Origin of the sequence: Peribacillus sp. NPDC101481, from assembly GCF_044767165.1 — a bacterium.
In the GTDB taxonomy this organism is placed as follows: domain Bacteria; phylum Bacillota; class Bacilli; order Bacillales; family DSM-1321; genus Peribacillus.
Window position 1 is genome coordinate 841,093 of sequence record NZ_JBIWNJ010000002.1, and the last position, 21,690, is coordinate 862,782.

The 21,690-nt window shown below is 40.9% G+C and carries 22 protein-coding genes and 2 other annotated features; of the genes, 19 read left to right on the forward strand and 3 right to left on the reverse strand.

Annotated features, from left to right (window positions below):
* Positions 1-27 precede the first annotated feature (27 nt).
* The 7 genes from ACIROD_RS14095 to ACIROD_RS14125 all read left to right on the forward strand — a co-directional run bounded on the left by ACIROD_RS14095 (position 28) and on the right by ACIROD_RS14125 (position 7,727).
* The gene (locus ACIROD_RS14095) at positions 28-687 is read left to right on the forward strand and encodes a YkyA family protein (RefSeq protein ID WP_402941674.1); all 660 of its coding nucleotides are present in this window, start codon (positions 28-30) and stop codon (positions 685-687) included.
* Between the two features lie 644 nt (positions 688-1,331).
* Entirely contained in the window at positions 1,332-2,447 is a 1,116-nt protein-coding gene (pdhA, locus tag ACIROD_RS14100) for a pyruvate dehydrogenase (acetyl-transferring) E1 component subunit alpha (RefSeq protein ID WP_402941676.1), read from the forward strand.
* A 3-nt stretch (positions 2,448-2,450) separates the two neighbouring features.
* Positions 2,451-3,428 (forward strand): alpha-ketoacid dehydrogenase subunit beta, encoded by a 978-nt coding sequence (locus ACIROD_RS14105; RefSeq protein WP_034314063.1) that lies wholly within the window; start codon positions 2,451-2,453, stop codon positions 3,426-3,428.
* Between the two features lie 120 nt (positions 3,429-3,548).
* A complete protein-coding gene (locus tag ACIROD_RS14110; RefSeq protein WP_101224535.1) occupies positions 3,549-4,907 on the forward strand; it encodes a dihydrolipoamide acetyltransferase family protein in 1,359 nt (452 codons plus the stop codon).
* A 3-nt stretch (positions 4,908-4,910) separates the two neighbouring features.
* Entirely contained in the window at positions 4,911-6,323 is a 1,413-nt protein-coding gene (gene lpdA / locus ACIROD_RS14115; RefSeq protein ID WP_101224536.1) for a dihydrolipoyl dehydrogenase, read from the forward strand.
* A gap of 274 nt (positions 6,324-6,597) precedes the next feature.
* Positions 6,598-6,855: a hypothetical protein gene (locus ACIROD_RS14120; RefSeq protein ID WP_306804763.1), complete on the forward strand. Its 258-nt coding sequence runs from the start codon at positions 6,598-6,600 to the stop codon at positions 6,853-6,855.
* Between the two features lie 44 nt (positions 6,856-6,899).
* Positions 6,900-7,727 carry a polysaccharide deacetylase family protein gene (locus ACIROD_RS14125; RefSeq protein WP_402941679.1) on the forward strand — a complete coding sequence of 276 codons (828 nt, stop codon included), beginning with the start codon at positions 6,900-6,902 and terminating at the stop codon, positions 7,725-7,727.
* Between the two features lie 27 nt (positions 7,728-7,754).
* On the opposite strand, the gene ACIROD_RS14130 is transcribed toward ACIROD_RS14125, so the two are convergent.
* Positions 7,755-8,189 (reverse strand): DUF1885 family protein, encoded by a 435-nt coding sequence (locus ACIROD_RS14130; RefSeq protein ID WP_230177589.1) that lies wholly within the window; start codon positions 8,187-8,189, stop codon positions 7,755-7,757.
* A gap of 375 nt (positions 8,190-8,564) precedes the next feature.
* On the opposite strand from ACIROD_RS14130, the gene ACIROD_RS14135 reads away from it, so the two are divergent.
* Entirely contained in the window at positions 8,565-8,690 is a 126-nt protein-coding gene (locus ACIROD_RS14135; protein WP_072272684.1) for a GapA-binding peptide SR1P, read from the forward strand.
* Positions 8,691-8,835: 145 nt separating this feature from the next.
* Here ACIROD_RS14135 and ACIROD_RS14140 read toward each other — a convergent pair whose 3' ends face one another.
* Positions 8,836-10,293 (reverse strand): aminotransferase class I/II-fold pyridoxal phosphate-dependent enzyme, encoded by a 1,458-nt coding sequence (locus ACIROD_RS14140; RefSeq protein ID WP_101224539.1) that lies wholly within the window; start codon positions 10,291-10,293, stop codon positions 8,836-8,838.
* Between the two features lie 412 nt (positions 10,294-10,705).
* Here ACIROD_RS14140 and ACIROD_RS14145 point away from each other — a divergent pair, with 412 nt between their 5' ends.
* The 9 genes from ACIROD_RS14145 (at position 10,706) to trpA (ending at position 19,169) form a co-directional block, all read left to right on the forward strand.
* Complete coding sequence (locus ACIROD_RS14145) at positions 10,706-11,665, forward strand: NAD(P)H-dependent flavin oxidoreductase (RefSeq protein WP_101224540.1); 960 nt, start codon at positions 10,706-10,708, stop codon at positions 11,663-11,665.
* Between the two features lie 56 nt (positions 11,666-11,721).
* Complete coding sequence (locus tag ACIROD_RS14150; protein ID WP_063596342.1) at positions 11,722-11,997, forward strand: UPF0223 family protein; 276 nt, start codon at positions 11,722-11,724, stop codon at positions 11,995-11,997.
* 69 nt (positions 11,998-12,066) lie between these two features.
* Positions 12,067-12,297, forward strand: a binding site (T-box leader).
* Between the two features lie 35 nt (positions 12,298-12,332).
* Positions 12,333-12,569, forward strand: a binding site (T-box leader).
* A 170-nt stretch (positions 12,570-12,739) separates the two neighbouring features.
* Complete coding sequence (gene trpE, locus ACIROD_RS14155) at positions 12,740-14,134, forward strand: anthranilate synthase component I (RefSeq protein WP_402941682.1); 1,395 nt, start codon at positions 12,740-12,742, stop codon at positions 14,132-14,134.
* Entirely contained in the window at positions 14,131-14,736 is a 606-nt protein-coding gene (locus ACIROD_RS14160) for an anthranilate synthase component II (protein WP_230177587.1), read from the forward strand. Before trpE ends, ACIROD_RS14160 begins: the two co-directional genes overlap by 4 nt.
* Before the next feature lie 27 nt (positions 14,737-14,763).
* Positions 14,764-15,786 (forward strand): anthranilate phosphoribosyltransferase, encoded by a 1,023-nt coding sequence (trpD, locus tag ACIROD_RS14165; protein WP_402941684.1) that lies wholly within the window; start codon positions 14,764-14,766, stop codon positions 15,784-15,786.
* Positions 15,786-16,562, forward strand: coding sequence for an indole-3-glycerol phosphate synthase TrpC (gene trpC / locus ACIROD_RS14170; protein WP_202190635.1), 777 nt, complete (start codon positions 15,786-15,788; stop codon positions 16,560-16,562). The genes trpD and trpC overlap by 1 nt, the downstream gene beginning before the upstream one ends.
* A gap of 10 nt (positions 16,563-16,572) precedes the next feature.
* On the forward strand, positions 16,573-17,187 hold the full coding sequence (locus tag ACIROD_RS14175) for a phosphoribosylanthranilate isomerase (protein WP_202190636.1): 615 nt from the start codon (positions 16,573-16,575) through the stop codon (positions 17,185-17,187).
* Positions 17,188-17,191: 4 nt separating this feature from the next.
* Positions 17,192-18,397: a tryptophan synthase subunit beta gene (gene trpB, locus ACIROD_RS14180; RefSeq protein WP_402941687.1), complete on the forward strand. Its 1,206-nt coding sequence runs from the start codon at positions 17,192-17,194 to the stop codon at positions 18,395-18,397.
* Complete coding sequence (gene trpA / locus ACIROD_RS14185) at positions 18,390-19,169, forward strand: tryptophan synthase subunit alpha (RefSeq protein WP_230177581.1); 780 nt, start codon at positions 18,390-18,392, stop codon at positions 19,167-19,169. Before trpB ends, trpA begins: the two co-directional genes overlap by 8 nt.
* Positions 19,170-19,361: 192 nt before the next feature.
* On the opposite strand, the gene ACIROD_RS14190 is transcribed toward trpA, so the two are convergent.
* Positions 19,362-19,982: a YktB family protein gene (locus tag ACIROD_RS14190; RefSeq protein WP_402941690.1), complete on the reverse strand. Its 621-nt coding sequence runs from the start codon at positions 19,980-19,982 to the stop codon at positions 19,362-19,364.
* 194 nt (positions 19,983-20,176) lie between these two features.
* On the opposite strand from ACIROD_RS14190, the gene ACIROD_RS14195 reads away from it, so the two are divergent.
* Positions 20,177-20,374: a hypothetical protein gene (locus ACIROD_RS14195; RefSeq protein ID WP_034314018.1), complete on the forward strand. Its 198-nt coding sequence runs from the start codon at positions 20,177-20,179 to the stop codon at positions 20,372-20,374.
* Positions 20,375-20,784: 410 nt separating this feature from the next.
* Positions 20,785-21,588 carry an inositol monophosphatase family protein gene (locus ACIROD_RS14200; protein ID WP_402941692.1) on the forward strand — a complete coding sequence of 268 codons (804 nt, stop codon included), beginning with the start codon at positions 20,785-20,787 and terminating at the stop codon, positions 21,586-21,588.
* Positions 21,589-21,690 lie beyond the last annotated feature (102 nt).

Genomic DNA, 21,690 nt, shown 5'->3' on the forward strand with positions numbered 1-21,690 from the left:
AAGAATTATCAGAAGGAGCTGTCTATTTTGAATCGTTTTGGCCCATATGTTATTTTACTTCTTGCTTTAGTGGTCTTGACTGGTTGTTTCAATGGTTCGCCGGAAGAAAGAATCCACAAAATCCTTGAGAAAACTGCAGAAAAGGAAAGTGATTTCACCGAGAATCAAGAGCCTCTTAATGATTTGGAGAAAAAAGAAAAAGAAAAATATGAGAAAATCATTAAACTTGGATTGGATGATTATGAACAGATCGTCGAGCTATCAGATGAAGCAACCAAGAATATCGACCAAAGGGAAGAAATAATTGAAAAAGAACAAAGCAGTATGCAATCCTCAAAAGAACAATTCAATCAGATTGACGAACAAATCGGGAAAATAGATGATGAAAAGATAAAAAAAGAAGCGACTGAAATGAAAAAGGTCATGAGTGAGCGCTATAGCACCTACGATGATTTATATGATGCCTATCAACAAAGTCTGGCTTATGATCGTGAATTATATGAACTGTTTAAAAAAGAGGATTTGAAAATGGATGAATTACAAGTGCAAATCGAGAAAATCAATACTTCTTATACAAAAGTTTTGAAAGCGAATGAGGAATTTAATACATTAACGGAAAAATCAAATCAAAAAAAAGAAAGTTTTTATGATAGTTCCGGCATAGAAATGGCTGATTCAACAAAATAATATAAATAATGATGGGCTGTGATCCTCAATCACAGCCCATTTTTTATTCCATCCACTCCGATTATGGACTGAAAATTTCTAGAATGATCTTTTTTTGTGTAACCGGATTGATGTGAGCTTTTATACCTGTACTAAAAAAAATCGATATTTAAAAATCTAACAGCAGCGTTATATGAAAGCGTTTGAATATTTTTTTGGAATATTATTCCGATGCCTCAAATGCCTTTAGTTAAAGCGGTTTTGGAATCGATGGGATATGCGGGGGAATTGAAATGTTATCCTTCGCCAACCTTAAATCGATAAAGACGTGAATTTTAATAGTACAGTTGTAAAGTGAAAACTAATACAGAGAAGAAGTGTGAGTGCTGGAAATTGTATTAAATCAAAATTATAAGGAACTCCAAGTGATTGACTTGATGTTAATTCATCTTGTAAACTTAATCTATAAAAATTCTTGTATCATTTTCCTTGATTTTTTTTATGGTACAGAATAAGATTGAGACATATTAAGCATATCCACGTTTGAGGGATTGGTCTTAAGGGGAAAATAAAAGAATGCATTGTGGAAGAAACTAAAAAGCAAACTTTTTTTGCTTTATAGAATAATAATAGCAAACCTTTTTAATGAAAGGATGAGGTGCCAAATGGCTCAAAAAACTAAGCAAGCTAAAATTAATGTTCAAGATCAGCTTAAAAAAGTAGAAGAACAATTTGAAACTTTTCAAATTTTAAATGAAGAGGGAGAAGTCGTTAATGAAGCGGCTATGCCTGAATTAAGTGATGAACAATTGCAAGAATTAATGCGTCGTATGGTTTATACACGTATCTTGGATCAACGTTCCATATCACTGAACCGCCAAGGCAGATTAGGTTTCTATGCACCGACTGCCGGTCAAGAAGCTTCTCAAATCGCTTCCCAGTATGCTTTGGAAAAAGAAGATTTCATTCTGCCTGGTTACCGTGATGTTCCGCAAATCGTTTGGCATGGTCTGCCGCTTTGGCAAGCATTCTTATTCTCCCGGGGACACTTTAAAGGAAATCAAATTCCTGAAGACGTCAATGTCATTTCCCCTCAAATCATTATCGGCGCTCAATATATCCAAGCTGCCGGAGTGGCTCTTGGGTTGAAGAAACGCGGGAAAAAAGCTGTTGCCGTTACATATACGGGTGACGGTGGAACCTCACAAGGTGACTTCTATGAGGGAATTAACTTTGCAGGTGCATTTAAAGCGCCAGCTATCTTCATCGTGCAAAATAACCGTTTCGCAATCTCGACACCGGTTGATTTGCAATCAGCAGCTAAAACATTGGCTCAAAAGGGTGTGGCTGCAGGTATTCCTGGAATCCAGGTTGATGGTATGGATGCGTTGGCCGTTTATACAGCCGTTAAAGAAGCACGTGAACGTGCAATCAATGGTGAAGGCCCTACATTGATTGAAACATTAACTTACCGTTATGGTCCGCATACGATGGCTGGGGATGACCCGACACGTTACCGTACTTCCGAAATGGATAACGAGTGGGAACTGAAAGATCCATTGGTTCGTTTCCGCAAGTTCTTGGAAAACAAAAAGCTTTGGAATGAAGAATTAGAAAACGAAACGATAGAAAAAGCAAAAGACGATATTAAAGAAGCAATCAAATTGGCTGATGCAGAACCTAAACAAAAGGTTACAGACCTAATTGAAATCATGTATGAAGAAATGCCTTATAACTTAAAAGAACAATATGAAATTTATAAAGAGAAGGAGTCGAAGTAAGCCATGGCTCAATTGACGATGATTCAAGCAATTACAGAAGCATTACGTACAGAACTTAAAAATGACGAGAATGTACTCGTTTTTGGGGAAGATGTTGGTCTTAATGGAGGGGTTTTCCGTGCAACGGAAAATCTTCAAAAAGAATTCGGTGAAGATCGTGTATTCGATACACCTCTTGCTGAATCTGGAATCGGTGGATTAGCGGTCGGTCTTTCTTTACAAGGTTTCCGTCCTGTTCCTGAAATTCAATTCTTCGGATTTGTATATGAAGTAATGGATTCCGTAAGCGGTCAGCTTGCTCGTATGCGCTACCGTTCAGGCGGACGTTACAGTGCACCTGTTACAATTCGCTCACCTTTTGGAGGAGGAGTGCATACACCGGAAATGCATGCTGATAGCTTAGAAGGTTTAATGGCTCAGCAACCAGGGTTAAAAGTAGTTATCCCTTCCACTCCTTACGATGCAAAAGGCTTATTGATTTCTGCGATTCGTGATAATGACCCTGTCATTTTCCTTGAGCACATGAAATTGTACCGCTCTTTCCGTCAGGAAGTTCCTGAAGAAGAATATACAATTCCATTAGGAAAAGCGGATGTGAAAAGAGAAGGAACGGATTTATCCATTATTACGTATGGTGCGATGGTGCAGGAATCCATCAAGGCAGCTGAGGAATTGGCTAAGGATGGTCATTCCGTCGAAGTGGTCGACTTACGTACTGTATCTCCATTGGATATCGATACAATCATTGCTTCTGTAGAAAAAACAGGACGCGCTATCGTTGTTCAAGAAGCACAAAAGCAAGCTGGTATAGCAGCGAATGTTGTAGCGGAAATTAACGAACGTGCCATTTTGAGCTTGGATGCTCCAGTACTGCGAGTGGCGGCAGCTGATACGGTATTCCCGTTTTCACAAGCTGAAACAGTATGGCTCCCTAATTATAAAGACATTATTGAAACGGCGACTAAAGTCTTGAAGTTTTAACAATCTTAAGTAATGGAATGAATGTCCTGCTTGGGAAAGTAGTTTTGCATTAACGGTAATGCAAGATAAAGGACTTTATTCAAAGCACTAAGTATGATTTAATATAGGAGGTTGAACTCAGTGGCATTCCAATTTAGACTCCCTGATATCGGAGAAGGTATACACGAAGGTGAAATAGTGAAATGGTTTGTAAAACCAGGAGATAAGATTCAAGAGGATGACGTGCTTTGCGAGGTTCAAAACGATAAGGCCGTCGTTGAAATCCCATCACCGGTGGAAGGTACCGTTGAAGAAATCCTTGTACAAGAAGGAACGGTTGCCGTTGTTGGCGATGTACTTGTAACATTCGATGCTCCAGGTTATGAAAATCTTCAGTTTAAAGGGGATCATGGAGAAGAAGCGAAGGCAGAAGGCGAGAAGAATACGGAGGCCCAGGTGCAAGCAACTGCTGAAGCTGGACAGGAAGTCAAGAAAGAGGCTGCTCCGGTTCAAGAAAATAGCGGAGTAACGGGCGCAGGAGCACAACCACAGGTTGAGGCAGATCCTTCACGACGTATTATCGCCATGCCTTCTGTCAGGAAATATGCACGCGAACAAGGGGTAAACATTCGCGAGATCTCTGGTTCTGGGGATAACGGCCGCATCATGAAAGAAGACATAGATGCTTTCAAAAACGGCAAAACAGCTCCACAGCAACCAGCAGCTCAAAGTGAAGCTTCACAACAAAATGATACGGAAACAACCGAAAAACAAAAAGTTTCAATTCCAGAAGGGCAATATCCTGAAACTCGCGAGAAAATGAGCGGTATGAGAAAAGCGATCGCAAAAGCAATGGTTAAATCCAAGCAGACAGCTCCGCATGTAACATTAATGGATGAAGTCGATGTGACGCTATTGGTTGCTCACCGTAAGAAATTCAAGGAAATTGCTGCAGAAAAAGGAATCAAGCTTACATTCCTACCTTATGTTGTTAAAGCGTTAACAAGTGCATTACGTGAATTCCCTATGCTTAACACATCATTTGATGATGAAGCTAGTGAGATTATCCATAAACACTATTACAATATCGGAATTGCGGCAGACACAGATAAAGGACTGCTCGTTCCAGTTGTAAAAGATGCAGATCGTAAATCAACTTTTGCTATTTCACAAGAAATTAACGAATTAGCGACAAAAGCCCGTGACGGCAAATTGGCTCCTAACGAAATGAAAGGTGCTTCTTGCTCCATTACGAATATCGGTTCCGCAGGCGGTCAATGGTTCACACCTGTAATCAATCATCCAGAAGTTGCCATTCTAGGGATTGGACGCATTGCCGAAAAAGCAATTGTACGCGACGGGGAAATTATCGCCGCTCCAGTTCTGGCATTATCACTGAGCTTTGATCACCGCATGATTGATGGAGCAACAGCTCAACATGCATTGAATCATATCAAAAAGTTATTGAACGACCCAGAATTATTGTTAATGGAGGCGTAAACAATGGTAGTAGGAGATTTTCCAATCGAAACAGATACTTTAGTAATCGGTTCAGGCCCAGGGGGATATGTTGCCGCAATTCGCGCAGCGCAGCTTGGACAGAAAGTAACGGTCGTTGAAAAAGGAACAATCGGCGGAGTTTGTTTGAATGTAGGCTGTATCCCATCGAAAGCTTTGATTTCGGCTGGACACCGTTTCCATGAAGCTCAGCATTCAGAAGATATGGGTATCTTTGCAGAAAAGGTTACTGTTGATTTTTCTAAAGTACAAGCTTGGAAAGGTTCTGTTGTAAAAAAATTAACAGGCGGTGTAAGCAGCCTGTTAAAAGGTAATAATGTTGATGTTGTAACTGGCGAAGCTTATTTCGTTGATGAAAACAGCATCCGTGTTATGAATGAAGACTCAGCCCAAACATATACATTTAAAAACGCAATCATCGCCACTGGTTCATCGCCAATCGAGATTCCGTCATTTAAATATACGAAACGTGTACTTAATTCAACTGGCGCTCTTGCTTTGGAAGAAGTTCCAAGTTCGATCGTTGTAATCGGCGGAGGTTACATTGGAACTGAGCTAGGCGGAGCATTCGCTAGCTTTGGCACTAAAGTGACCATCCTTGAAGGTACGGAAGAAATCCTTTCTGCAGGTTTTGAAAAACAAATGGCAGCACTTGTTAAGCGTAACCTTAAAAACAAAGGTGCTGAAATTGTAACTAAAGCTAATGCTAAAGGCGTGGAAGAAACTGAAACAGGCGTAACAGTTACTTATGAAGTAAAAGGCGAAGAGAAAAAAGTTGAAGCCGATTACGTTTTAGTAACAGTTGGACGTCGTCCAAATACTGCAGAAATCGGCCTGGAACAAGTCGGAATCAAAATGACTGACCGCGGTTTGATCGAAACGGATAAACAATGCCGTACAAGCGTGAAAAACATTTACGCAATCGGTGATATCGTTTCTGGACCTCAGTTGGCTCATAAAGCTTCTTATGAAGGTAAAATTGCAGCTGAAGCCATTGCAGGACATTCATCTGAAATCGACTATCTTGCTATTCCGGCTGTTGTATTCTCTGAACCGGAACTTGCTTCTGTCGGTTACAATGAAAAAGAAGCGAAGGAAGCTGGAATCGAAGCGCTTGCTTCCAAATTCCCATTCGCTGCAAATGGACGTGCTCTTTCCTTAAATAATACGGACGGATTTGTGAAGCTTATCACTCGCAAAGAAGACGGATTGGTTATTGGAGCACAAATTGCAGGACCAAACGCTTCTGATATGATTGCAGAACTTGGTTTGGCTATCGAAGCAGGAATGACTGCCGAAGATATTGCAATGACAATCCATGCACATCCAACTTTAGGGGAAATCACAATGGAAGCTGCTGAAGTTGCCCTTGGAACTCCTATTCACATCATTAAATAATTGCTTTATAAAAGCGTACTGCTAATGCAGTACGCTTTTTTTTGTATTGATTTGATATACAAAAATGAAGGTTTACTGGCCATTCATGATTTTCTTCACACTTGTTAAATGAAAAGGACAAAAAGGGCATAAGCTATAAAAAGGACTTCTTACTTTTTTCCTTGAAAGGGTTTGAAAAAGTTAATAGAGGATAAAAAATAAGATGAGCGATTTGCTATACGAATATTTTTTGCCAATAAAAAGATCATGGCTGATATATTCATATTAAAATGAGGTGGATCACTTGAAAAACTATCTGGTAATCCTCTTTCAACTAATCGTTTGGAGCGGGTATACATTAGTTGAATGGCTGTCTGTTAACGATCGATTCGTTTTTAAAGTATTCATGTTTCTGGTCTTTTCCTATTTAGCCATCTATATTGGAAAGATGATTTTAAAATCCAATAGACGAACCATGCTTGTTACCGTGATAAGTCTATTATGTTACGGGATTTTACAAATCCTTTTAGAAACGCTGGTACCCGTTTATTGAATTTTTAAGTAAGCCGCAATGACACAAGCAACCACGGAGGAGTCATGATTAACAAAGTAGTAGCAATATTTACATTTGTATCATTTTTGTTGATGGCTTGTAATGATCCGAGTTCCGGTCAAACTGAAAATGAGAATCAAAAAAGTGTTGAAACGGCAACAACGATCCAAGATGAAAGCCATCAAGAGAAAGATTTGAAAAAAGAAACGTCAAAAACAATTGGCGAAAGGAATGTAAAGGCAAAATATCGGGTGGATAAAGAGAATTGGTCATTTAAACCCATTGGGGATCCAAATCCGAAAGTTGTGTTGTTAACATTTGATGATGCACCTGATAAATATTCCCTGGCAATCGCCCAAACCCTGAAGCGACTTAAAGTACCTGCAATATTTTTCGTGAACGGTCACTTTCTTGAAAATGATAAAAATAAAGCGATGTTAAAAGAAATTCATGAAATGGGTTTTTCTATCGGCAATCATACTTATTCCCATGTGAATTTAAAAGAGTTGACCGAAAAGGAACAGGAGCGGGAAATCATAAAATTGAACAATTTGGTTGAGGGCATTACAGGGGTACGCCCTAAGTACTTCAGGGCGCCATTTGGATCGAATACCGAGCATTCAAAAAAAGTCGCTGAGAAAGAAAAAATGTTGGTCATGAACTGGACATACGGATATGACTGGGAAAAAGAGTATCAGGATAAAAAAGCTTTAACGGAAATCATGTTGAACAGCCCTTATTTAGGAAATGGCACGAACTTACTGATGCATGACCGGAACTGGACGAGTGAAGCGATAGAGGATATCGTGAAAGGTTTTCAAAAGAAAGGTTATGAGATCCTTGATCCAAAATTAATTGAAACGCCTGCATGAGCCAATTTCGGCATCTGCAGGTTTTTTTTATTTCCTTGGATAATAATACATCACCCGTTTATTGAAGAGGTGAAGCTGTGCCCGTAATTTCTTTGCAAGGAACTTGCACAATTCATTTGCTTTTCCCTTATCACCGAAAGTGGCTGTTTCAGGGAGGGTGAATTGGATATAGGATTGAATCCGCTCAGATCCATCTTCATCCTTAACGACCTCTTGGTCGACGCCTATCAATATCATGTGATATCGATCTTCTTTGGATTGGAGGTATATTGCCTTATCTTTCATTCTTTCCGGTTCTTTCATTTCATAAGGAAATGCCTTCTTATCGTAGTCCCAATCCAACTGCTTTCCGGTTTTCGCTGTGATCATTCGATAATAGTTCAGTAATTCTTTCACGTCTTCGATGGTTACAGTCCCTTTCGCGGACTCAGGAACAAGTTTGATATAGGCATTTTCAGTCATGTGGATCCCCCTTAAATAGATAGAATGTAAGAATATATTAACATTTTATGGATGTATTATATACTTATCTATATGTAAATGAAAAGGCGAAATTCCTTTTTCACCTTGCTATGCTGAAGCAAGGCGTGTGATGAAATATGTAAAAGCAGCTACAGGGGGCCCTTCGTTTATAAAAAAATCTCGTGTATTAATAAAAAGAATATGTCTAACGAACGATTGAAATCGATTTAATCCAACATGAGGTTTCATTAAATGGGAAAAAGTATATATGTTATACTTTTTAGCTTGAAATAATAAATGTGTTATATTATAATTCATGTAAAGCGGTTACATTACGTCATTGATGCATACAATATAGGGGAAGGGGTTGTAAAAATGGGAACTATCGTATGTCAAACTTGCAATAGCACGATTGAACATTTTGAAGATGAAAAAGTAAGTGTACTATATACACATAATCACAACTGCCAAAGCTGTGATACAGCTGCCTCTGAAAAATAAATCGAAAAAAGGTTTTCAAGATTAATAGAATTTAAGGGTGTTTCAGGATTGTAACCTGGAGCACCCTTTTTATAGAAGCCAGTGCTTAATAATAAAAGGTTCAAAAAAACCAGAGCAGTACTCTGCCCTGGTTTGATGGAATCGATCAATTCTTAATAATGCGTAAATATTTTATTTCTGGGTCTTCTGGGCCTTGAACAGGAAGGCCGGCCTCGATGTTTTTCCGGATGTAATTGATATTATCTTCAGTAATCAATTCACCTGGAATGAAGATCGGGATTCCAGGCGGGTAAACCATGATGAATTCAGCGCTGATTTTGCCGACCGATTCCTCAATGGGCACCACTTCGGTTTCTGCATAAAATGCCTCCCTGGGTGATAAAGCCAGTGGTGGTGTATCAGGAAGCAGGACTTCAATTTTTTCATGTTCAGCAGCCATTTCCTTAAACTCATCCGATAAGTCTCTAAGTGCAGCGATCAGCAGATCCGCTTCTGTTTTTGAGTCTCCAGGTGTTATCAGGCAAAGGATATTGTACAAGTCAGAAAGTTCCACTTCGATATTATGCTTTTCACGAAGCCATTTCTCAACGTCGTATCCGGTGATATTCAATTCCTTAATGGATATGATCAATTTAGTCGGATCATAACTATATGCTGCCTTACTCTCAAGAATTTCGCTGCCAACACAGTATAGATAAGGAATCTCATTAACGGCCTCACGGATATACCCTGCGAGATTGATCGCTTCATCGACCATTTTCCTTCCTACCGTCGCAAGTTGTCTTCTAGCCGTATCCAGTGAAGCCAGAAGGATATAGGAGGTTGAGGTGGTTGTGAGCATGCTCAATATGGCTTGAACACGATTCGCGGAAACCAATCCAGTCTTAACATTTAATATGGAACTTCCCGTCAGTGAACCTCCCAGTTTATGAACACTGGTTGCAGCCATATCTGCTCCAGCTTGCATGGCTGACATCGGCAAGTCTTCGTGGAAGTGAATATGGACACCATGCGCTTCATCTACGAGTACTGGGATTTGGTGGGAATGAGCCACTTCCACTATTTTCTGCAAATCAGCCGAAATGCCGAAATAAGTGGGGTTGATGACAAGCAATCCTTTTGCATCGCTATGTTCGCTTAAAGTTTTTTCAACGGCCTCGACGGTGATACCGTGTGATATGCCCAAATCTTTGTCTATTTCAGGAGTGATGAAAATGGGAACGGCCCCAGAAAATACAATGGCAGACATTACGGATTTATGTACATTCCTTGGAACGATGATTTTGTCCCCAGGTCCGCATACTGTCATGACCATCGTCATGATTGCTCCACTTGTTCCTTGAACGGAAAAGAAGGTGTGATCTGCCCCAAAAGCTTCAGCGGCAAGATCCTGAGCTTGTTTAATGATCCCTTTTGGCTGATGGAGATCATCGAGTGGAGCGATATTGATTAAATCTATGGACAATGCATTTTCTCCAATGAAATTACGGAAATCAGCGTCCATTCCTTTTCCTTTTTTATGACCTGGAATATGAAATTGAACGGGATTTCTTTTTGCATGCTGCAATAAGGCAGTGTATAAGGGTGTTTCATTCTGTGACAATTCTTTGTGGCCCCTTTTCAATAAAATAGGTACGAAATATTTGGGAGCATATACTCCCTTTCTATTAACGATCGTATGTTTCTCCGATTCCATTTAAATGGTTTGTAGGCTTGTGGATAGACATAAAACATATGAATTATAGCACGTCTTATAATAAATGCCTAGAGTGACTTTAATGTCCTGACTTAATCAATTTATATATGACTTTGTTGTTAAGGGCTCAATAAAATTATCTGCAGTTTATAAATGTCCATTTTCCTAGTATTTACTGGATTTACTCAAGAATTCTTCTTTTATTAATTTGTATGTGTGAGTTTAAAAATTGAACGGGTAAACAATATTTGCCATAATGAAGCTAATGATCATTCAGCTAAATAAAAAAACGACCAGAATGAAAAGGGAGATGAGGAGTTTGAAGTGGAAAACGCGTGTGACCGATTTATTAGGCATTCAATACCCAATCGTACAAGGGGGATTGGCTCATTTGGCATATGCAGACCTGGCTGCGGCAGTATCGAATGCAGGGGGGCTAGGGCAGGTAACGGCCATGTCCTTGGACAACCCGGAGCAATTGGTAGATGAAATTAGAAAAACGAAATCATTGACGGATAAACCATTTGGTGTGAACTTTGCAATCGGTCAGCATGGAAGGCCTTATGAACACATGCTGGAAGCAGCCTTGAAAGAGGATATAGCAGCTGTTTCCGTAACCGGCGGCAATCCTGGCCCATTTCTTGATTACGTCAATGGCACCCAGGTTAAAAAACTCGTGCTTGTTGCTGCAAGAAGGCAGGCAATGAAGGCTGAACAGCTTGGGGCAGATGCAGTGATGGTGGTTGGTCAGGAGGGAGGAGGACATTTAGGTCGTGATGATATTGGAACTTCTGTGTTAATTCCTCAAGTTGTGGACTCCGTTAAAATTCCAGTCATCGCCTCGGGTGGTTTTGGAGATGGACGAGGTTTGATGGCAGCAATGGCACTTGGTGCAGAAGGAATCGAGATGGGGACAAGATTCATAGCAGTCAAGGAATGTGTTCATGCACATGAATTATATAAAAATGCCTTGGTTTCCGGCACGGAAAATGATACCGTTATCATCAAGCGGTCCATTGGTGCACCAGCAAGGGTAATTGCTAACAGCTGGACCGATAAGATCCTTGATATAGAAAAAGAAAACGGCGGATATGAACAATTGAAGGATTACATAAGTGGAAAAGCGAACCAGCGTTATATCCATGACGGTATTGAGGCTGAAGGCTTTGCCTGGGCTGGACAAGTAATGGGGCTGATACATGATGTACCATCGACTGCTGAACTATTCAGTCGGATTATCGACCAGGCGGAAGCAATTCGTTCAAAATGGGCAGACTGATATTAATGGTCTGCCGGACAACATGAAAAACTATCCAGAAGGAGCGTGTTTAGGGTATGGATTATCAATATCCAATGGATCTTGATTGGTCTACCGACGAAATCGTAGATGTGATTAAATTCTTTGAAGCGGTAGAAAAGGCTTATGAAAATAAAATACAAAAGGAAGAATTCATGAAGGCTTACCGCAGGTTCAAGGAAATAGTCCCCGGTAAGGCGGATGAAAAAAAGTATACGGATGAGTTCGAGTCAGTCAGCACCTATTCAGCCTATCTTGTTATAAAGAAGGCAAAAGGAATCGATGACGGAGAATGGATAAAAATGAAAAATTAAAAATATAATTTTTAGAAAACTCCATTGACTTACTGAAAAGATTGTTTTAACATAATAAACAAGAAAATGATAAAGGCAGTGACGAAGAAGAGTACCTTAATGATGTTCTGCAGAGAGCCAGTGGTTGCTGAAAACTGGTGAACGAATTTAAGCGAATGGACTTCCGAGCCCCAAACCGAAACGGATGAACGGAGTAGGCTTTGGCGATTATCTCATCGTTAATGGAGATAGGCATGTTAATGCCGTAAAGTGAGCTAATTTAGCTAATTAAGGTGGTACCACGGGTTCCTCGTCCTTTGGATGAGGGCCCTTTTTGCGTTTTTTTGGAAATGATAATTAAATCTATGAATGAGAGTAGTAATCTTTTTAGATGCGTCACAGAGAGCCGGAAAAGGTGGAAACCGGTACGATATAAGAAGATGAATGGACTTATGAGTGGTTTCTTGAAATAAGTAGGGAAACTCGGCTGCCACCGTTAAAGGGTAATCGCAAGAATTTTTCATTCTTGCTTGAGAGGGAAAAATGATGCATTTTTCCAACTTGAGGTGGCACCGCGGTATACCGTCCTCTGCAGACACATATTTGTGTTTGCGGGGGATTTTTTTATTGGAATTTCAATATATATACCTTTTAGAGAAGCATCAAAAAATATCCAGAGGAACTGAAAACTCCGGCACTTGGCCAAAAGGGTTTTCCCTTCGGAGGTTTACAAAAAACGTATAAGAATCGGGAGGGAATTGAGATGAATAATTTGGATGAAAAAAAAATACTCCGTTTTAAAATGGACACAATTGAAGGGGATATCCACACACCCATTGCCATATTTCAGAAATTGGATGGTGACCAGAAGTTTTTATTGGAAAGTTCAAATTCGCATCATGACAACGGCCGCTACTCTTATCTAGGTTCAAAACCGTACTTGGAGGTGACATCACTTGCTGACCAAGTATATGTGAAAGACACCGAAACAGGTGACCAAATCGTAAAGAACATCAATATCATCGAGTTTCTAAAAAACGAATTATTAGTCGAAATAGGAGAGGCTCCCATAAATCTTCCTCCTTTTAACGGCGGCGCAATCGGATATATGGGCTATGATATCATTCGTCTATATGAAAATATAGGTCCGGTACCTCCTGATTCTCTGCAAATGCCTGATGCTCATTTTCTTTTTTATAAAGAATTGTATATATTCGATCATGTTCTGCAGAAAATCCATCTATTGACTGCGGAAGAAGATAGTGAAAAAAGTTTATTGGAGATGAAGGGAAAAATCAATCAGGCAAGCAAGTCGTCAAAGGAAATATCGTCGGAATATTTGGAATTCGATTCGAATTTCAGTCAGGATGAATTCGAGAAAATGGTCCTTGAAGTCAAAGCGGCGATTGTAGCTGGTGAAGTGTTCCAAGTCGTTTTATCACAAAGGTTTAAAGCGGACTTCGATGGGGAGCCCTTCGATGCTTACCGACGTTTGCGATTAGCCAACCCGTCTCCGTATATGTTTTATATAGAATTTGGCGATTATACAATCATTGGGTCGTCTCCAGAAAGTTTAATCAGTGTTTCATCAGGAATGGTTCATGTTAATCCCATCGCCGGCACACGGCCGAGAGGGAAAACGGATGAAGAAGATAAGGGCTTCGAAAAAAGCCTGCTGATGGATGAAAAGGAACTTGCCGAGCATAAGATGCTTGTTGATTTAGGTAGAAATGATCTTGGCAGGGTTTGCGAAATCGGTTCAATCCACCTTACTGAGGAAATGGAAATTCAAAGATATCAGCACGTCATGCATATTGCTTCTAAGGTTAGCGGAAAGCTTAGGGAAGGGTACACGAGTTTAGATGCCCTTACGGTCTGCCTCCCTGCCGGAACAGTTTCAGGTGCTCCTAAAATCAGGGCAATGGAGCTGATCAATGAACTTGAAAATTGTAAACGGGGGATGTATTCGGGCTCGATAGGCTACATAGGTTTTGGAGGGGATCTTGATATGGCTTTAGCCATTCGGACGATGATCATTAAAGATGGCAAGGCCTATGTACAGGCAGGGGCTGGAATTGTATATGATTCAGATCCCAAAACGGAATATGAAGAAACACAAAATAAAGCACGCGCTTTAATGGAGGTTCACACTAAATGATTTTATTAATTGATAATTATGACTCGTTCACTTACAACCTTTATCAATATTTAGGGGAAGTGGAAAAAGAAATCGTAGTGAAAAGGAATGACGAAATCACCCTTGCGGAAATTGAGGAACTGAATCCAATGGCAATCGTCATTTCCCCGGGACCCGGCAGGCCGGAAGATGCTGGTATCAGTATGGAGATCATCCGCAATTTCTATGAGAAGGTTCCGCTTTTAGGCATTTGTCTGGGGCATCAGGCCATTGGTGCAGTTTTTGGTGCGAATGTGGTTGGAGCGAAACAAATCATGCATGGGAAAACATCGGTAATCGAACATGATGGAACAGGTGTATTTGCTAAACAGGACTTACAATTCCCGGTAATGCGTTACCATTCCCTTGTTGTTGAAAGGGCGAGTTTACCAGACGAACTGACTGTGACGGCAGTAGCACTGGATGATGGGGAAATCATGGCCCTGAAACATCAGGAATTCCCGCTCTACGGTTTACAGTTCCACCCTGAATCTATAGGGACGAAAATCGGCAAGGAATTATTACATCAATTTTATGAGATTGCCGGAACCTTTCAATCAGAGAAGCAACAATCCATTTTATAAAACAAAAAACGACTGGGGGAGTTAGCGGTGAAGGAATATTTAGCGAAGTTAGCAGAGCGTCAAACATTGACGGAAGAAGAGATGAGCAGAGCAGCCCAATCGTTATTTTCTAAAGATATCACCGAAAGCGAAATGGCAGCATTCATCATTGCCCTAAAATCCAAAGGGGAAACGGCAGGTGAAATAGCCAGCCTTGTCAGGGTCATGAGAAAAGAAGCAAGAAGTGTACAAACAAGCTCCCTTAATGTAATGGATAATTGCGGAACGGGAGGAGATGGATCACAAAGCTTCAATATAAGTACAGCATCGGCCTTCGTGCTGGCAGGTGCCGGTGTCAAGGTTGCAAAACATGGGAACCGTAGCATTTCAAGCAAAACGGGCAGTGCGGATGTATTGGAAGAGCTAGGTGTTAATTTGTACTTGGAGCCAGACATGTTAAAAGAACTGTTGGAGGTAAATGGGATCGCATTCTTATTTGCCCCATCGGTCCACCCTAATATTGCACGGATAATGAAAGTGAGAAAAGAACTGAAAATCCCGACGATATTTAATCTCATCGGACCTTTAACGAATCCAGTCCAACTCGATACGCAATTAATGGGAATCAATCGACGCGATATGCTCGAGCTTTTTGCGGAAGTCCTGCATAAATTAGGCAGGAAACGCGCGGTAGTGATAAATGGTGCCGGATTCATGGATGAAGCGAGCCTGCAGGGTGAAAATTCACTCGTGCTATTGGAGCAGGGGGATATTATCCCATTTACGCTGCATCCTGAAGAAGTGGATCTGCCGGTTTATGGAAATGATGCCATTCGCGGCGGTGACGCCAAACAAAATGCCGATATCATGCTCAGGCTTCTCAAGGGGGAAAAAGGGGCCTATCGTGATACCGTTTTATTGAATGCTGGATTGGGATTATTCGCACATGGAACGGCAGCAACGATCAAAAAAGGAATCTCCATGGCCGAGGAAAGCCTTGATAGCGGATCGGCTCTTGCAAAGTTAGAAAATCTGATTGCTTATGGCAATAGAAATAAGGTGGTCATGTAATGGAAAATATTTTAACGAAAATCATCGAACAGAAAAAGGTGGAAGTCGCAAATTTAAAAGAAAGGGGCTTAGGTGATTCGGTCATGGTCAACATAGTCAGACCATCTTTGGTGGATCATTTGAAAACGGCGAAATCGATGGCTGTTATCGCGGAAATAAAACGGGCTTCCCCTTCAAAAGGGGACATTAAAATCAATGTTAATCCGATCGAGCAGGCCCTTTCATATGAAAGCGGCGGAGCGGCAGCGATATCCGTATTGACGGATGAGGTTTTCTTTAAAGGATCAATTGCAGATTTGAGGAACGTAAGCGAGGCCATACGGATTCCCAGGCTGTGCAAAGATTTCATCATCGATGAAATCCAAATCGATCGTGCCCATCAAGCTGGTGCAACTATCATTCTATTGATTGTGGCAGCACTTTCTAAAGAACGACTTCATGAATTATATCAATATGCAAAAAAGAGTGGGCTTGAAGTATTGACGGAAGTCCATGATGAAGCCGAACTAAAACAGGCTCTCGAGCTGAATGCAGAGCTCATAGGAATCAATAATCGGAATTTAAAGACTTTCAAAGTGGACTTGGCTGTAACTGAACGACTGGCAAAGTTACTTGATCCAACACGCCATATCATTATCAGTGAAAGTGGGATCAAGACAAAAGAAGACGTGATGCGTGTGAAGGAAGCTGGTGCAAAAGCGATTTTAGTCGGGGAGACGCTGATGACTGCATCAAATCTTCCGCACACGATGGCTGAACTGCAAATGAGTATATAAGGAGATTAATATGTTAGTGAAAATCTGTGGGATAAAGACATTGGCTGCCGCTCAGACTGCTGTTGAATCAGGGGCAGACTTCATTGGTTTCATTTTTGCCGAGAGCAGCAGGAAGGTTGAGCCAGAGATAGTGGGAGAATTCGGAGCCAAACTAGCTGGACATGTAAAAAAAGTCGGAGTGTTTGCCAATCAAACTGAACAAGAAGTGATAAAAAATGCCGAAATTGCAGGATTGGATTATATTCAGCTTCATGGTAACGAGTCTGCCAGCTTCGCCCGCAGAATGCCCTTACCGGTGATCAAGGCCTTTGCCGTCAATTCAGAGAAAGACCTTGAAAACCTTCATGAATACCCAGCAGATTATCTATTAGTTGATCTTCCTAAGAGTTCATCTGGAAAGGGATTGACTTTGGATTGGGAAATGATACGAAAAGCGGAACTGCCACTGGGGAAGGTGATTCTAGCGGGTGGGCTGACTCCGGAAAATGTCGGAAAAGCGATTGATGCCGTATCACCGTTCGCAGTTGACGTAGCCAGTGGTGTTGAAACAAACGGATTAAAAGATGCTGCAAAAATAAAAGCATTTATTAATGAGGCAAAATATACAGCCGGAAAAGAGGAATGAATAGATGAACACTTATACACAGCCTGATAAAACTGGACATTTTGGAGCATATGGAGGCCGTTTCGTTCCGGAAACTTTAATGGCGGCGATTACGGAGCTTGAAGAAGTATATGAACAATCTAAAAATGATCCTGAATTCCAAAGTCAGCTAAGCTATTACCTGAAACAATATATCGGTCGGGAAACACCACTTTATTTTGCGGAGAACTTAACGAGACTGGCTGGTGGTGCAAATATTTACCTGAAGCGCGAAGACCTGAATCATACTGGGGCCCACAAAATAAATAATACGATCGGTCAAGCTTTGCTGACTCAGAAAATGGGCAAGAAAAAGGTGATTGCCGAAACGGGTGCAGGACAGCATGGGGTAGCAACGGCGACTGTGTGTGCATTGCTGAAGTTGGAATGCATCATCTTTATGGGAGAAGAAGATATCAGGAGACAGAAATTAAATGTATTCAGGATGGAGCTTTTGGGAGCCAAGGTCATATCTGTATCACAAGGAAGCGGGACACTGAAGGATGCTGTGAATGAGGCGTTACGATATTGGGTGGCGCATGTGGATGACACCCATTATATAATGGGATCGGTTCTTGGACCGCATCCATTCCCCGTTATAGTTCGTGATTTTCAAAGCGTGATAGGAAATGAAACAAAGCGTCAATATTCGGAGGCGGTACATTCCCTGCCGGATGCAGTAGTCGCTTGCATAGGCGGAGGAAGTAATGCAATGGGAATGTTTTATCCCTTCATTGAGGATGAAACGGTAAAATTATACGGAGTGGAAGCGGCAGGGCATGGACTTGAAACGCCATTGCATGCTTCAAGTTTGACGAAGGGGAAACCTGGGGTGCTCCACGGGGCATTCATGTATGTGTTGCAGAACGAGGACGGTCAGATCCAAGAGGCGCATTCAATTTCGGCAGGGCTGGATTATCCAGGGGTAGGGCCTGAACATAGTTACTTAAAAGATACAAATCGGGTGGAATATACTTCGGTAACCGATGCGGAAGCCTTAGAAGCTCTAACGTTGCTTTCAAGGGAGGAAGGGATCATCCCTGCTTTAGAAAGTTCACATGCGATTTCCTACGGTTTAAAGCTTGCTAAAGAAATGGAGAAAGGAACAGGACTGGTGATTTGCCTGTCCGGCCGTGGTGATAAGGATGTTGAAACGGTCCAATCGTTGATGGGAGGTAGTAAACATGAATAAATTAACAAACGCGCTTCAAGAATGTCAAACAAAACAGGAAAAAGCATTCATCCCATATATTATGGCAGGAGATGGAGGTCTTGAACGGTTAAAGAGCCAGCTTCTTTTCCTTGAAAACAGCGGGGCGACTGCTGTTGAACTAGGTATCCCATTCTCTGACCCTGTCGCAGATGGACCTGTTATCCAACAAGCTGGCATCCGTTCTTTGGAAAATGGAACAACTTTAAAAGATGTCCTGAAAAAAGTAATGGAAATCAAAAATGATGTGACCATCCCAATTATTTTAATGGGATATACGAATTCAATCCTTGCATATGGACTTAAAGAGTTTACCAATGATTGTCTACAAGCAGGGATTTCCGGGTGCATCATCCCCGATTTACCGATTGAAGAAGAAGCTATCTTTTCATCAATCAAAACTGCAGGAATCGTTCTTATCCGCCTTGTGACACTCACGTCATCGAAAGAGCGTATCACTGAGATTACCGCAGGGGCGGAGGGTTTTATCTACGCAGTTACAGTCAAAGGGATTACAGGTGCCCGTGACGCCTTTGGGGAAGAACTTGGAGGCTATTTAAAGAAGGTAAAAGAGATAAGTCCGGTTCCCGTTCTTGCTGGGTTCGGCATATCAACGCCAAATCATGTACGTGATGCTATACAATACTGCGATGGTGTCATAGTCGGCAGCAAGATCATCGATTGCTTCGAAACAGGTAAGGAAGATCAAATTAGTGACTTGATACAAGCAAGTAAAGGGGTAGTGCAAAAATAGGAATGGAGAGACTCCCAGGCTGCCCGCTGCTGAAAGAGAGTGTCTGGAGGCAACGGTCATATTTTAAAAACCTAAAAAAACTGTAGGCAAACTCTATAATGATCGAGTTTGCCTACAGTCTGAGGAGAGCCTTAAGGCTCTCCTTTTATCTTAACCGGTTTTTTGTTGGATCCGAATACAAATCAAATGTGTTTATTTTAATTTATATAAGGGTAAAAGATGTTCAAACGCATCTTGAATGGTTTTAATGAAATCATCATCTTTTAACTTTATGGCGTCATCACGGGAAATTTTTATACCGCATAGAATTTCGGCTTTCTTTACCGTTTGCAAACGAGTGAACATTGAATTCAAATCATCTACTCCAAGACCTTCATGATGGATGACATCAGGTTTTGTATGGTCCATTGACCAAACATAATGGGAGGGAATGCTATTCACCAATCGGTCTGCCTGCTGCTCCAGATGCTTTCCGATTTCCGTTTTATTAGGGGCTTCATAAATGACGGCATACCAGATGAACATATGCGTTTCCCATAACCCGATTTGGAAATGCGGCATCATTTTATATCCTCTGCTGTTGGCAGCGAAGGCAACCCATGTATCATTAGGTGGATTCACTGTCCGTCTAGCATGCTTTGCAACGTGAGGGTACATTTCATCGCCGGTCATAACTGACAGTTTTTGAGAAAAGTGCTCTCCTAGGGCTTGTAATTTGGGCTGGATCCGTTCTTTTAAAGCATCCATGCGGGATTCCAATCCATCAATTTTAAAAACATCAAAATCACTTGCTGTAAAACTTGCTATATTCATTTTCATCTCTCCTACCGTAATATCTGCACATATTGTAGCATAAGTAAAAGTAAAATTTAAAAAATACGATTTGGGTTGGCGATGTAAAATTACTTATAGGTTAAAGCACAAATTAGTTGCTATTTGTTGTAGGAAATCATATGATAATATAAATTCAGAAAATTACGTTAATTGATGAAGGGAGAATGTTAATTATGAAACAAGTCATGAACCAAGCATTAAAAGCTAAAGAAGTTGAAAGACATAGAGCTGCAGTGTTAAGAATGGAAATGGACTATGAATTAGCAACCCTTTTTGAAGCAATTGGTGAAGAGAATGACCAAAAGAGGTCACAATGCAAGCAAAGGCTTGAACGCATCCGCTTGGAATTGTTAAAACTGAAAGCCTTGTAAATGATTGGCTGCAGAGATCTTGAAGGAGAATGAATAAAGGAAATGAATCAATTTCAATACAAGGAATTTTATTATAGATGAACGGACACTTTATTTTATAAAAAATATTGTGTCCGTTTTTCATTAAATGTCCAAAATATATAAGGTGGGTATTTTATTTTGGTTCGGTCCCATTTAATAAGGAAGGGAGACGTTTAGGTAAAGTGGTTTGAAAAGTATTTCCGCGGGCTAACTCTTGATTGCAAAACCGATTAATGGATGGATGGTCAAGGAACCTTCTTTCCACAAATGTTTTTAAAAAATGGAAAATTTAAGATGTTAAAAACTTGAAGGCAAGCTATATTTGCTTTAATCTTTAGAAGTGGATCATTTTAATGTAGTTTCTGATCATAAAGGACGGGGATATTATAATGGCATCGGTCAAGGAAATGGATACATATGCGAAGTTATGGATGAAAGAAGCGGGTACTAGGCTTAGGGCGTCCTTTAAAACCAAGTTGAATATTGAAATGAAAACGAATCCGAATGATTTGGTCACTAATATGGATAAGGGGATAGAAAAGTTTTTTTGCGAAAAAATCGGCGAAGTCTTTCCTGAACACCGCATTTTTGGCGAAGAGGGAATGGGCCATGATATTAAAGACCTAAAAGGTACGGTGTGGATCATCGATCCAATTGATGGAACTTTGAATTTCATTCATCAACAGCGGAATTTTGCAATTTCTCTAGGGGTTTATGTGGATGGCATTGGAAAGATTGGCATGGTTTATGATGTCTTCAGTGATGAATTATATCATGCGGTCAAGGGGCAGGGAGCATTTCTGAATGATCAAAGGCTCCCATCACTTGAAGAGGCATCAGTAAGCAAAGCGATCATTTCCATTAATGCTAGCTGGGTAACGGAAAACCGGAGGATTGACCCGAGTCTTTTGGCACCGCTGGTTCGGGATGCAAGAGGGACACGTTCTTATGGCTCGGCAGCATTGGAGCTGGCATTCGTGGCAGCTGGAAGGATTGATGCATACATTACCATGAGACTCATGCCTTGGGACTTTGCCGGGGGAGTTTTGCTGGTTGAGGAAGTGGGCGGGGAAGTTAGTAATATTAAAGGTGACAAATTGAATTATTTAGAAGGCGACTCACTTTTCGTATCTAAACCCGGGCTTCACAAAGAAGTATTCGATAAATACTTGTCAGGAAACTCCAGCCGTTAGCATCAAGGGCCTTATTGCATACAGGATAAATATCTTGCACGGATGGAATCAAATACTCATTTTGAAATAATTAACAAAAAAACTCGCTGTATGTCAGCGAGT